General features: G+C 29.1%; 11 protein-coding genes. 2 read left to right on the top strand and 9 right to left on the bottom strand.

The features are described from left to right. The first annotated feature begins 13 nt into the window (after window positions 1–13). Window positions 14–1,123, top strand: a complete 1,110-nt coding sequence (locus ETU08_RS09370) for a YncE family protein (protein WP_146262768.1) — start codon at window positions 14–16, stop codon at window positions 1,121–1,123. Window positions 1,124–1,338: 215 nt separating this feature from the next. Here ETU08_RS09370 and polA read toward each other — a convergent pair whose 3' ends face one another. From polA to ETU08_RS09350, 4 genes are all read right to left on the bottom strand, one after another. Then, complete coding sequence (polA, locus tag ETU08_RS09365; protein ID WP_146262767.1) at window positions 1,339–4,164, bottom strand: DNA polymerase I; 2,826 nt, start codon at window positions 4,162–4,164, stop codon at window positions 1,339–1,341. An 88-nt stretch (window positions 4,165–4,252) separates the two neighbouring features. Continuing rightward, entirely contained in the window at window positions 4,253–5,146 is an 894-nt protein-coding gene (locus ETU08_RS09360) for a Ppx/GppA phosphatase family protein (protein WP_146262766.1), read from the bottom strand. Window positions 5,147–5,165: 19 nt separating this feature from the next. Then, window positions 5,166–7,223 carry a polyphosphate kinase 1 gene (ppk1, locus tag ETU08_RS09355; RefSeq protein WP_146262765.1) on the bottom strand — a complete coding sequence of 686 codons (2,058 nt, stop codon included), beginning with the start codon at window positions 7,221–7,223 and terminating at the stop codon, window positions 5,166–5,168. 130 nt (window positions 7,224–7,353) lie between these two features. Further along, window positions 7,354–8,718 carry an MFS transporter gene (locus tag ETU08_RS09350; protein WP_260391084.1) on the bottom strand — a complete coding sequence of 455 codons (1,365 nt, stop codon included), beginning with the start codon at window positions 8,716–8,718 and terminating at the stop codon, window positions 7,354–7,356. A 193-nt stretch (window positions 8,719–8,911) separates the two neighbouring features. Here ETU08_RS09350 and ETU08_RS09345 point away from each other — a divergent pair, with 193 nt between their 5' ends. Further along, window positions 8,912–10,075 (top strand): THUMP domain-containing class I SAM-dependent RNA methyltransferase, encoded by a 1,164-nt coding sequence (locus ETU08_RS09345; protein ID WP_146262763.1) that lies wholly within the window; start codon window positions 8,912–8,914, stop codon window positions 10,073–10,075. 44 nt (window positions 10,076–10,119) lie between these two features. On the opposite strand, the gene ETU08_RS09340 is transcribed toward ETU08_RS09345, so the two are convergent. The 5 genes from ETU08_RS09340 to ETU08_RS09320 all read right to left on the bottom strand — a co-directional run bounded on the left by ETU08_RS09340 (window position 10,120) and on the right by ETU08_RS09320 (window position 14,361). Then, on the bottom strand, window positions 10,120–10,962 hold the full coding sequence (locus ETU08_RS09340) for a hypothetical protein (protein WP_146262762.1): 843 nt from the start codon (window positions 10,960–10,962) through the stop codon (window positions 10,120–10,122). Between the two features lie 20 nt (window positions 10,963–10,982). Continuing rightward, window positions 10,983–11,837, bottom strand: a complete 855-nt coding sequence (locus ETU08_RS09335) for a hypothetical protein (protein ID WP_146262761.1) — start codon at window positions 11,835–11,837, stop codon at window positions 10,983–10,985. A 10-nt stretch (window positions 11,838–11,847) separates the two neighbouring features. After that, window positions 11,848–12,663, bottom strand: coding sequence for a hypothetical protein (locus tag ETU08_RS09330; RefSeq protein WP_146262760.1), 816 nt, complete (start codon window positions 12,661–12,663; stop codon window positions 11,848–11,850). A 373-nt stretch (window positions 12,664–13,036) separates the two neighbouring features. After that, on the bottom strand, window positions 13,037–13,597 hold the full coding sequence (gene rsmD / locus ETU08_RS09325) for a 16S rRNA (guanine(966)-N(2))-methyltransferase RsmD (RefSeq protein ID WP_146262759.1): 561 nt from the start codon (window positions 13,595–13,597) through the stop codon (window positions 13,037–13,039). Next, window positions 13,594–14,361, bottom strand: coding sequence for a DUF3822 family protein (locus ETU08_RS09320; protein ID WP_185145310.1), 768 nt, complete (start codon window positions 14,359–14,361; stop codon window positions 13,594–13,596). Before ETU08_RS09320 ends, rsmD begins: the two co-directional genes overlap by 4 nt. Window positions 14,362–14,389 lie beyond the last annotated feature (28 nt).

Here is a 14,389-nt window from a genome sequence, read left to right as displayed (position 1 = left end):
AACAATTATAAACATGAAAGCACTACATCTACTTTTGTCCTTTTTAGTCCTTCTTGGAATCACTTCGTGTAGCAACGATGATAACTTTAACAGTCAAATACAAGCACCCCCATTAAAATCTTCAAATGTTACTTATATTTTAAATGAGGGAAGCTTTGGTAGCAATAATTCTACGCTCAGCTATTTTAATAATGATACGGGTGAATTAATCAATGATTATTTTCAAAAAATAAATCCAAGTAAAGGAGGTTTGGGTGATACCGGTAATGATTTGAAAATATATGGTTCTAAGATGTATGCAGTCATGAATGCTTCTAACAGCGTGGAGGTTATGAATAGTAAAACCGGTGTTTCTGAAGGTAAAATAACTATACCTAATGCTCGGTACATTGCTTTTGATAAGGGCTTTGCCTATGTTTCTTCTTACGCTTCTGCTACTTATGGCAATGGGGAGGCTTTAGGAATTGTATTTAAAATTGATACTACTAATTTACAAATAATTAGTGAGGTTAATGTGGGTAGACAACCAGATGGATTGGCCGTTGTTCATAACAAATTGTATGTAGCTAATTCTGGGGGATACACTACAACGGGAGATTACGAAACCACTGTATCTGTAGTAGATTTAAATTCTTTTCAAGTGACAAAAAATATTGAAGTTGCTCCTAATTTAAATAAGGTTAAAGTTGATCAAAACCAAAAAGTATGGGTTACTTCAAGGGGAAATTATGGTAATATATCTTCTTCAATCTCTGTCCTAGATCCTACCACAGATTTAGTTATCCAAAAATTAAACCTTCCAGTTTCTGATTTTGATTTTTATGGAGATACTATGTACTACATAGGAACGGAATATGACAATAATAACAAATCTAGCAATGTTTATGGCCGTTTAAATATTAATAGCTTAAGTAAAGGTTCTAGCTTCGTTAATGAAAATATTAAATCTCAAATAGAATCTCCTTACGGCTTAGCTGTTAATCAAAAAAATGGAGATATTTATCTTGCAGATGCTAAAAATTATATGGTAACTGGTAATGTATTTTGTTTGACGAATGGCGGGGATTTGAAATGGGTAAATGCCACAGGCATTATTCCGGGGCATTTTGCTTTCCTCAAGTAAATAAAAAAGGAGCTTTTACAAGCTCCTTTTTTTTATCTCCTAATATCTAATGTAGGAATATTTTTTTGACTATATTCAACCACTAGCTCATTAAATTTACAGTCTTTGAATGAGCTAATTTTTTCACCGTTTCACACACTATCTTGAATATTTAAAAATTTCTAACTTTAAAGTTATAAAATTTTTGGGTTATCCATTATAATAGGTATAAATAGCTAATGGGCTTCCAGCCAATTTTTTCCAACTCCTACTTCCACCAATAAAGGTACTTCAATTTGAATGGCTGCTTCCATAGTGTTTTTAATTAGAGAAGAAGCTTCCTCAATTTCTTCGTCAGGGGAATCAAATACCAACTCATCATGGACTTGTAACAGTAGTTTCGTATGCATTTTTTTCTCAATCATTTGTTGATGAATCTGTATCATGGCTATTTTAATAATATCAGCGGCAGTCCCCTGTATGGGAGCATTTACTGCATTTCGTTCTGCATGCGATCGAACTATTGAATTAGCGGATTGTATGTCTGGTAAATACCGACGTCTACCCAGTAAGGTTTCTACGTATCCATTTTTCCTGGCTATCTCAACCTGTTCCATCATATATTGTTTTAGCAATGGATATGCTTCGTAATAAGCATCAATCAATTGTTTAGATTCGGAACGTGATAAGCCTGTTTGCTCACTTAGTCCAAAGGAGGATACTCCGTATATGATACCAAAGTTTACGGTCTTTGCATGAGAACGTTGCTCTCTTGAAACTTCCCCCATAGGAACATGAAATACTTTTGATGCCGTAGAACGGTGAAAATCTTCTCCTTCGTTGAAGGATTGAATCATTGCTGGGTCTTTGCTCATAGCTGCAATGATTCTTAATTCAATTTGAGAGTAGTCTGCAGAGATAATTTTATGTTGAGCATCTTTGGCTACAAAGGCTTTTCTTACTTCCTGCCCTCTAGAAGTACGTATAGGTATATTTTGTAAATTGGGATTGTTAGAGGCTAAACGACCGGTTGCGGCTACCGTTTGTGCAAAGGTGGTATGTACTCTTCCTGTTTGTGGATTTACCTCATTGGGTAAAGCATCAACATAGGTATTTTTAAGTTTTTGTAATTGTCTATATTCCAGTAATTGATCTATAATTTTATGTTTATGCGCAAGTTTTAGTAGAACATCCTCACCGGTTGCATATTGTCCGGTTTTTGTTTTTTTGGGTTTGTTTCCTAGTTTCAGTTTGTCAAAAATAATATCTCCCAATTGTTTAGGGGAATTTATATTGAACTCTTCCCCAGCTTGTGTAAAAATTTCTTTTTCTAAGTGTGAAAGATTGGTGTCTAATTCCTTAGACATTTCTTTTAGTGCATGCAAATCTAAATTTATTCCCTCCCATTCCATATCTGCCAAAACTTTCATAAGTGGCATTTCAATTTCTTCAAATAGTTTTTTTAAATTATCTTTTTCTAACTGGGGTTGTAATTTTTCTTTAAGTTGCAGGGTAATGTCTGAATCCTCCACTGCATATTCTTTTTGTTGTTCTAGAGGTACAGTTGAAAAGAGTTTCTGATTTTTTCCTTTTTTGCCTATTAATGTTTCAATGGAAAGTGGTTTATATTGTAAGAGGGTTTCCGCCATTATATCCATTCCATGCCTGCCATCCGGATTTATTAAGTAATGGGCAATCATGGTATCAAAAAGAGTGCCTTTAACCTCAACGTTGTATCTTCTTAAAACTTTACAATCGTATTTCAAATTTTGTCCAACTTTTACAATTTCTTCAGAATTGAAAAAGCTAAGTAAAACATCTAAGATTTCATTAGTTTTTTGTTTATCGTCAGGATCTAGTGGAACGTAATAACCTTTACCTTTTTCATATGAAAAAGATATTCCTACCAATTCAGCTTCTAAAGAGTTGGTTGAAGTAGTTTCTGTATCAAAACAGACTACTTTTTGCTTTAATAGTTTTTGTTTTAGTAATTTAATAGCGGTTGGGGTATCTACCAACTGATAAAAATGTTCGGTATTTTCAAGTGTTTTCCAATGATCTGATTCTTCAATATTGGCATTATCTTCTTGTACAGAATCAAAAAGAGATTTTTGTGCTGAATCTGAATTTTTTTTATTGGAAGTGCCTGCCGTAATTTCTTTTTCGGAGATTAGATTGTAGGTTTTTTTAAAGTTTACAATCATATTTCTAAACTCTAATTCTTCAAATAGTTCTACAACTTTTTCTTCATTAGGCTTATCTACGGTAAAATTTTCATAATGAAATTCTATAGGTACTTCGGTTTCTATGGTAGCTAGCCTTTTAGAGAGTAAACCTATTTCTTGATTTGCCTCAATCTTTTCTTTCATTTTTCCTTTAAGCTCTGATGCATGAGAAAAAAGATTTTCCATACTTCCGTATTCTTTAATGAATTGTTTGGCTGTTTTTTCTCCCACCCCAGGAATACCGGGTATATTATCTACGCTATCCCCCATCATTCCTAAGAAATCAATCACTTGAGCTGGCTCTTCAACTTCAAATTTTTCTTTTACTTTCTCAATATCCCAAATTTCAATATCATTTCCACGGGTGGCCGGTTTATAAACAAAAATTTTTTCTGATACTAGTTGTGCATAATCTTTATCTGAAGTCATCATATAGGTTGTATAACCTTCCTTTTCTGCTTTTTTTGCTAAGGTACCTATTACGTCGTCTGCTTCAAAACCTTCTTTCCACATGCAAGGAATTTCCAAAGCTTCCAATATTTTCTGTATATATGGAACGGCTATGCGTATAGCTTCCGGGGTTTCTTCTCTATTGGCTTTATATTCTGAATATTCTTTGTGCCTAAAGGTTTCTCCCACATCAAAAACTACTGCTAAATGAGTAGGCTTTTCTCTCTTCATTAAGTCGAATAATGTATTAGTGAAACCGAAGATTGCTGAGGTGTTTATTCCCTTGGAATTAATTCTAGGGTTTTTTATAAATGCATAATAGGCTCTAAAAATTAACGCATAAGCATCCAATAAAAATAATTTTTTATCGCAGTTTTGTGTTGTCATTGGGTAAGTTATGATTGAAATAAATGAATTTAATTAAGTAGATTCCGTCATCTATGAATTGATAATTATAGTCCACCATCTATAATAATTATTTTTTTTCTTTGCTACGCTTATACATTAAATTTATCATGCCATCTGCAGCTCCAATTTTAGGTACAAAAATTTGCTTTGCATTGGCAAACTTCATTACAGAACTATAAATTAATAGTGCTGGAACTATAACATCTGCGCGATCGGGTTTCATATTATACTTTTCAATTCTTTCGTTATAAGTCAACTCCTTCAAAATTTTATATTGGTTTACTAAATAGCTAACAGTAAGACTTTTACCTTCTTTTTTTTCTGAATTTTTAAATATATAATTGATGTTCCCACCAGAACCAACAGCTTCCACTGATAAATCTCTGGTTATATTTTTAACCCATGGTTTAATTGTTTCAAATAAATACTCTTCGTTTACTTTGCCATCTAGTAAACGAACAGTACCTATTGGAAATGATTGACTATTTATTACTTTGCCTTTATTTAATAATGAGATTTCTGTACTTCCTCCTCCTACATCTATAAAAAGATAAAATTCATTGGATTCTATATAGTTTTTCAATTCTGAACTAAATATTATCTCTGCTTCTTCTTCTCCTGAAATTACTTCAATCTCAATGCCACTTACATTTTTTACATAATCAATAACATCCGTTGCATTCTGGCTTTCTCTCATAGCAGAAGTTGCAAAGGCTCTAAATTTTTGTACATTGTAAATATCCATTAATAGTTTATAGGCTTGCATTGCTTGTGCTAATCTTTCTTTTGAATGCTCGGAAATCTTACCATCTGTAAATACATCTTGTCCTAAGCGTATAGGAACTCTTACGAGACTTGCTTTATTGAAAGTTACTGAATCTGTGGTTTCATAAATATTGTTGATTAGCAAGCGAACTGCATTTGATCCTATATCAATAGCTGCATAGGTAGATATATTCATAGGTATGTAATAATTAATTTTATTGATTAAATTCTTTTATAAATTGGTATATAGTTTCTTGAGATCTATTTTTTCTTCTTCTGTTTCTTTGATAAGGTTCTTCTAAACCTTCTTTTATTAAACGACCTTTTACGTTATCTTCTAACCCTAAATTAAATATTTTCATAATTTCTTCCTTATTCTTAGGATTAGTAATAGGGCAAGCAACTTCTACTCTATGATCTAAATTTCTGGACATTATATCTGCGGACGATATAAATATGGCATCTTCACCCGCATTTTTAAACCAATACAATCTTGGATGTTCCAAAAATTTATCTACTACACTTATCACTTTTATATTCTCACTTAGGTCTTTAATTCCTGGAATTATAGAGCATATTCCTCGAACTAAAATTCTTACTTCCACTCCATTTTTAGATGCATCATATAAATGGTCAATAATTTCTTTGTCGCACAAACTATTTACTTTTAAATTGATTTGAGCCACCAGCCCGGATTTCTTATTTTTAATTTCTCTTTTTATACCTAATATAAGTTTTCTCCTAATCCCCCAAGGACTTACTGCTAAATCTTTGTAATTTTTCACTAAATAATTGGCATTGAAAAAATTAAATACGTCATTTACTTGGTTTACTATGGACTCATTCACTGTAAATAGGGTAAAGTCAGTATAAATTTTTGCCGTTCCTTCATGAAAGTTTCCTGTTGAAATAAATGCATATCTAGTTGCTGCTCCTCTTTGATATTCTCTTTCCACAATTCCGATTTTGGAATGTACTTTAAGTCCTGGAACACCAAATATTACGTTAACCCCTTCATCTTGTAATTGTTGAGACCACTTTATGTTTTGTTCCTCATCAAAACGAGCCCTTAATTCTAAAACAGCAGTAACTTGTTTGCCATTTTTTGCGGCATTGATTAATGCGCTTATAATTTGAGAATTGTTAGCAACTCTATATATAGTGATTTTAATTTTGGTAACCTTAGGATCTATAGCTGCTCCTCTTAAAAATTTTAGAAAAACTGAATAATCGTAATATGGGGTATAAATGAGTGTATCTTCTTTTGCAAAAGCTTTAAAATAATTTTTTTCTTCTCTTAATATTTTAGGGATGATGGGAGCAATTTTTTTATATTCTAAATCTTTTCTGCCTAAGGTTGGGAATTTCATAAAATCTTTTTTATTATGATATTTACCACCGGGCGAAAGACTATCATATTCATCTAAATTCAACATTTTTTTTAAAAAAACCAAGGTTTTACTATCAATAGTTTTATCATAAACCAAGCGTACGGGCAAACCTTTTTGCCTTTCTTTTAAAGCCCCTGCTACACTTTCCATATAGCTTATTTGTACGTCGTTATCTACAGATAGATCGGCATCTTTGGTTAGTTTAATGGACTTGGCTTCTATGGTTTCAAACTTAAAAAACTGAAATATATCTTTTAAATGAAATCGAATAATATCTTCTAAAAATATAACATAATGCTTTTCGTTGATGTCTGGTAAAACTAAAAAGCGAGAAAAACGGTCTGTGGGAACTTCAATCAAAGCATATTGTTGATTGCCATTCTTCTTTTTCATTGTAACGATTAAGTAAAAAATATTATCCTTTAAATTCAAAACTTTATCGCCTTCCATCCAATATAAGACGGTTAAATTATGACTTAGTTTATTTTGAAAAAAATCTTGTACATAAGGAATTAAGCTTTCTGGAAGATGATCATTATCTACCAACAAAGTGTTTTCTTTCGCTAACTCTTTAATAATTTGTTCATATAATAAATCGTATTTTTTTTGTTGAAAGGCTACCGTTTGATTTATTTCATCTAAAAGATCTACATCTTTTTGATCTTCAATTATATTGTTATATTTTCTTTGAAATTGTATCATACGTGCTATATATGCATAACGCACTTTGTAAAACTCATCTAAATTATTAGAATAAATCCCAAGAAATCGAAGTCTTTCCAACAATGGATTTTTTTTATCCATGGCTTCTTGAAGAACTCTTGAATTAAATTTCAACCAACTAATCTCTCTATTTATATATTTATGATTTTTCTTTAACATCTTTCAAGTTCTTTAAAGTTACCCAAATTTACAATTATTTATGAACTATATTTTAGGCTTCTAAATATATAAATCTGTTTTCAATGATAAATATAAATCTTAATAATATATTTAAAATTGAAATATATTTTTACTTTTTAATTTTAACGAGTATCATAAAAAATAATCCTACAAAAAAGAAGAGAGACATTGCAAAAATTGAATTACTCATATTTCCAGTTTTATTTATTAAATAGCCCGATATAAAAGTCCCTAATATTATGGCAAGTTTTTCAAGTATATCATAAAAACTAAAGTATGTTGCAGTAATATCTTTATCTTCTTCCGGTAACATTTTACTATAAGTTGATCTAGATAATGATTGTATCCCGCCCATTACTAATCCAACCATTGCTGCTGCTATATAATAGTAATATTCTATATTAGGATCTGTTTTGTCAAGTAAATACCCTCCCAAACATATTACTACCCATATACTTATGCAAATGATTAGAACAACTTTATTACCTATTACTTTGGAAAACTGTGAACAAAGGTATGCACCTAATATAGCTATGAGCTGGATAAGCAATATAGAAATTATTAATTTATAACTTTCCAAATTAATCTCATTGGTTCCAAACAAGGCAGCTATTAAAAATATGGTTTGAACTCCTACCGAATAAAAATAAAAACTAAGAAGAAAAAATGATAGATTTTTATTTTTAATAATTCTCCTATACAATAAATAAAAAGTCTTAAAACTATTAATTATCACAGTTTTTCTTCTTATTCCTTCTTGTTTATGGTTTTTGGGGAGGAATTTAAATGTATACTGGGCAAATCCTAACCACCACATACCAGTCAAAGCAAAACAAATTCTTATATACAATAATTTTTCATCTTCTGGAGCAACAACTTCTATTAAAAATAAACATAAAATCAATAATAACATGGATCCTAAATATCCTAACATATATCCCTTTGCTGAAACTTGATCTTGTCTATCTTCCGTTGCAATATCTGGCAAATAGGAGTTATAGAATACCATGCTCCCCCAAAAGCCTACGCTTGCAGTAATATTTAAAAATAAACCGTATAAAATTTGTGATTTTTCTATAAAAAAGAATAGACCTATACAAGAAAAGGCGCCTAAATAACAAAAAAATTTTAAAAAATTCTTTTTATTACCAGTGACATCTGCCAAAGATGATAATAAAAAAGTAGAAATAACAACCATAATAAATGAAATCGTAAATGAATAGCTAAATAAAGCATCTGGTTCATATTTTTGACCGAATATTTGAATTATTGATCTAATAGGAGTATCATACCAAACATTTCTATATTCGTTGTAATTTTTAGTATTTCTTTCAGTAGTTAATATTGAATAATAAATGGGAAAGATAGTGGATGTAATCACTAGTGAATAAACAGAGTTTGCCCAATCATAAAATATCCAAGCTGATAAAATTTTTGGATTATTTTTTTCTATTTTATTATTTATAAATCTCAAAATTATATTATTTAATTATATATGTTATAAAAAAATTAATCATTCTAAAATAAATTTCAAGTATTTAACGAATTTATAAAATTTATTTATATCAAAACATCTTTTAATATTATGTTCAAAATTTTTATAAATTAATGTAGATGCTACTAATAAATTCTTTTATTACTTTTGTTGGAATAGAAAATTTCAAGTCATGGATTTAAACATTAATTCTTTTGTAATGCAAGCAAAAACATTTTATGGTTTAGAAGAAGTTCTTGCACAAGAATTAAGACAACTCGGAGCAACTAACGTACATATTAAAAATAGAGCTGTTGAATTTCAGGGAGATCTTGGTTTTCTATACAAAGCAAATTATTCTTTAAGGTGTGCTTTAAAAATTTTAGTTCCCATTTATAAATTTAAAGCTAACAATGATACTATCTTTGAAAAATATATAAGTAAATTTAATTGGGAAAATTATTTTTTTAATTCTCAAACCTTTGCTATTGATTCTACAGTTTATTCTGAAGAATTTAAGCATTCCCAGTATATAATGCTGAAAATGAAAGATGCTATAGTAGATAGATTTCGAAACAAATTTGGTAAAAGACCTAATATAGACGCCAAACACCCAGATATTAAATTTCATCTCCATATTAGTAACAACGATATTACGATATCCCTTGATAGCAGTGGAGATGCATTATTCAAACGGGGATATAGATCTACATTCTTTGAAGCACCTATCAATGAAGTGTTAGCCGCAGGAATGTTGCATTTAGCAGGATGGGAAGGAAAAGGAAATTTTTTAGACCCAATGTGTGGATCAGGAACATTATTGATTGAAGCTGCTATGATCGCTTTAAACATTCCTCCTCAATTACACAGAAAAAGGTTTGGTTTTGAAAATTGGAAAAATTTTGATCTTAATTTATTTAATAAAATAAAAGAAACTCGACTCAATAGAATTAAGGATTTTAATGGTAAAATCGTTGGTTTCGATATTGACAAAAAGGCTGTTGAAACTGCTTTAAAGAATGTAAAATCCGCAGACTTAACTGATTTTATTGAAATTTATCAGAAAGATTTTTTTACTACTCAAAAAGAATTATTTCCTACCTTATTGATTTTTAACCCTCCTTACAACGAACGTTTAAATATTGAACAAGACAATTTTTACCAAAGTATAGGAAATACCTTGAAAACTAGCTATAAAAATACTTTGGCTTGGTTTATAACTTCAGATTTAGAGGCTTATAAAAAAATAGGCTTGAGACCTTCAAGAAAAATAAAATTATTCAATGGAAAACTTGAATGCCGTTTTTTCAATTACGATATTTATGAAGGATCCAAAAAAAATAATCATAATGGTTAAAAAAAAACTTTAGATTGCTCTAAAGTCTTTTTTATTAATTTTAATTACACTTTCACAATATTTATATAGTTTAGCTGATCATTCTCTGATATTGAAGGAGAATTTAACAAATAGGAATAAAAGGATACATGAACTTTATCACCTGCTTTTAAATATAAAAATGTTTTATTAAAAACAGGTATATCAATACCGCTAGTAGGAGCGATTATAGGATATACACTTTTAACCCCTTGAGCTACTCCATTATCCGTATAAAAAATATTTAATTCACAACTAGCATCCGCAGGTGTATTAATTGTTTTTATAAGAAGTCTTGCTGTAACAGCATATATACCATTGTCAGGTGCAGTAAATACTCCAGTAGTTGGATTGAAACTATTTGTTATATCTCTAATTATTGTCCAGCCTTTGATGGGTTGATCACTAGGAACAATAAGAGTAAATCCTGCTGGTCTAGCTACAGCCAAAACATTTGTTTTAGGCGGTGCTTTTTTCATTGTTATCCAAGTTAAACCGTTTGAATATTCAATAAGGGATGTTAAAGGATTATACCTGATCGCACCTGCACCTGCAGTAACAGCATCAAGGTTACTATTTCCAACGGCAATTGTACCTTCAGAATCACCTCTTAAATCCAAACGAACTTTTGGAGTAACATTTTTTCCTAACCCTACATATCCATTTTCATTTATTATAAAAATATTATTATTTAAAAAATCAGAGATTTTTAAAATTGGATATTCAGGATTTTTTGAATATACAGATAAAGAAGCAGATTGTATGGACTCAAAATCTGTAGGGTCATTACTATTAATAGCAATTTGTGAAAAAAGGTTTAAATTAAACAGCAAAATTAATAATGTTGCAAAAATTCTATTATTTTTCATAATATGTTTATTAAAATTAATCATTCTGAAACTCTTATAATTGACAGAGAGTTAAAATTTCTCTCAGCAACAGCATTGTTGTTAACATCCACTCTTAAATAACGACCATCTCCAGAATTATGAATAACTCTTGCTTGAATCTTATCTCCTTCATTTAGACGAACAGTACCAGTGCAAGAAATCCCTAACATATAAACTCCACTAGATAAGAAATTATTTTTAGCTTGAATTATAGGAGTTTCAACGCCTCCCTCTATTTTTACCCACTCTCCTTTAAAATAAGAGCTAGAGGGTTGTTGTATCATATTAGTAAAAACAGAAAATGATAATATATACATTCCTGTAACTGGAACAGTATAGGTGTCATTAATAAAATCCCCTACTCTAGATTCGTATTTAACTTCCCAACCAGTTAATTTAGTGTATACATTATTAGGTATTAGTACTTTCTTAAAATTATTAACTGCTATTAAATGATCAGGAGGAGTATCATAGTTAAGTACTAACCATTGTTCACCATTAGAACATTCAAAAATTTCAGATTCAAATTTATATCTTAAAGCTCCTGCTTGAGCTTCCTCTGCTGATAATGACGTATTACCTACTTTAATTACAGATGAATTTGAATTTATTCTAACATCAACAGGCACGGGTGAATTCTCTTCGCCAAACTTTAATAATCCTAAACCATCTAGATTAAATTTCAGAGATTGATCTAATGATCTAACTGAAATCGCATTACTATAATTTATATTTTCTTTCATCTTAATATGTAAGGTTGCTTCAGGACTATTTGTATTTATACCAACCCCAATTTGCGCATTTAAAATTGAAGAAATTATAAAAATGTGAGTGATAAATAATTTTTTAAACATTTGGATAGTTTTAATTTTCAACGATTGATATGCTACACGCACTTGGATTAAGGCTTATAGTTGACCCTAAATTATGATAAACATATGGAATAACTTTTTCACCTGCTTTTAAAGTAGCTGTTGTGGTTATTGCAGCAAAAGGTTCCATATTATTAGCAGTAACATAATATGTTTTTCTAGATTTTAAAGATAACATTCTAGGTACTCCCGTATCATTAGACGATGGTAAAATTGACAATTCCATTTCTATATATGAACCTGCAAGCACTGATGTTAAATTAAAGCCCAGATTGTAAGAAAAAATATAACTTCCATCTCTAGGCGCAGTAAAGACACCATCGACAAAAGCATTGTTATTTTCATATTGTACTACAAAACCCGTAACCTGAGTTTTAATATCTGTAGGAAACACAACAGTTGAATTTTCAATATTCGCAACTGTATACAATGGTAAAACTTTAGATGATATTGAACTCCAAGTTAAACCATCTGAATAATATAAAAGTTGATCCGTTTTACTATATTTAATTGCTCCTGAGCCTGCCTCTGAAGCTGTAAGATATGAATTACCTATACCAATGGCTCCATCATCAGGATTTAGTCCCAATAGAACATTAGAGTTTTCTACATCAAATCCAATATTCCCATCACGATTAATATTAAAAACTAAATCTTTTTTTGAATTATACACCTTTAAGGCGTACTCATTATTAGGATTAACTACAATGTCTAAAGTTGAAGTAGGAGAGTCTTGATTTATACCAACCTGAGCATCAACTGAAATATTTATAAAAACGATAAATAAAAATAAATTAATTTTTTCCATATAAATTCATTTATTAAACAACAAGCTAATGTAAATATTTTTTTTATATTATAACATTACAGTATAAAAAATATTTATATATGATGTTTATATATTTATGTAATTCAAAAATATATTTATATAAATAATAAATTTATATTTATCTTTAATTAATAATATTAATTAGACTAGTTCAAACTTTAAATAATACTATAATATTTATTTAAATAAATTTGATAAAAAATATTTTTATCAATCGCTATTATAATATAAAAAATACAAATAAATATTTATATTTTTGATGTAAGCCAAATTAATATCCAATTAAAAAGTTAGAGAGTATGAAAATTTTTAAAATGAGTATATATATTTATTATTAAGATTAAATACTTATTTATAAAACTTTGGAATTATTAAAAAAGGAAAACCGAACATTACCGTATTTTCTAGAATCACTAAAAAAAGGTAATTCCGATAAATCTTTTCGACTTTCATGCTCTAAGATGAATTCTCCTTGAGATTTAAGGAATTTATTTTGAAAAATTAGATTAATTATCTTATTATATAATTCGGTATCGGTATTAAATGGAGGGTCTGCAAATATTAAATCATAAGATTGATTACTTTTCTTTGATAAGAATGTAATAACATCATGCTTGATAAGATGAATTCTATCGTTTATATTTAGAGTATTAACTGTATCCTGAATAAATTTTATATGTTTGTTATTGTTATCAATTGATGTAATATTTTGACATCCTCTAGATGCAAATTCGAGTGTAATTGATCCAATCCCCGCAAAAAGATCTAAAATATTAATATTTGAAAAGCTATATCGATTTGAAAGTATACTAAAAAGAGCCTCTTTAGCGAAATCCGTGGTAGGTCTGACATCAAAATTTTTAGGAGCATGAATTCTTTTTCCTTTGAACTCTCCTGAAATGATTCTTATCATAAATCTAAAATTGTAAAGTTATCTCTAACAAATTCATCTTCATAACCTTTATAACTATCAATAAAATGCTTTTCAAAACCATTTATATATTCTTCACTATCTTTTTTAACTCCAAAGCAAAATAATGTCTTATTAAAAATATTAATTTTTGATGTATCAGAGATTACTTGTAAATAATATAATATATCACTAAAAGAATTATATGAAAATACGTTATAAATAAGTAAACCTTTCTTTTCAATAACAGCCACCTCAAAACATTTATCGTATATATTTATATAAACTCCTTCGTCATTTTTAAAAGAATTAAAAATTTTAGACAAAAATTTAAACCCTGTATGTGTAACCCTAATTTTATTAACACTTTCAATTAAAAGATTATCAATATCTTCTGGATAATAAAAAACTATGGCTAAACCATATTCTGGCAACAAATTAAATCTAACCCCCATATTAATATTGAAAATCACTGTGTTATTTAGAAATATTTCAGCTGTTTCTTCATCAAAATATTCAAGAGGTATTAAAGTAAAAGTATCGTTAACAATTGATACATCAATAAAATTATAAGAAGCTTGAAAAAAATTAAATTTCTTTAGTTTATCATTAAAATATTTTTTATCAATAAAATTAGAATGATCCAAGTAAAATATCTTCTTATCAGAAAAATTTTGATCTGATTTTACTAAGTAAGAAACTTTATTTTCTTCAAATAAAAAATATGAAGTTATATTTATAGGTTGGTTGGTTGTAATTTTTTTCAAATCTATTATTATACTAATATTCCTCTAG

The sequence above is a fragment of the Apibacter muscae genome (assembly GCF_007845635.1).
Taxonomy (GTDB): Bacteria; Bacteroidota; Bacteroidia; order Flavobacteriales; family Weeksellaceae; genus Apibacter; species Apibacter muscae.
This window is presented reverse-complemented; position numbering and strand designations above follow the sequence as displayed.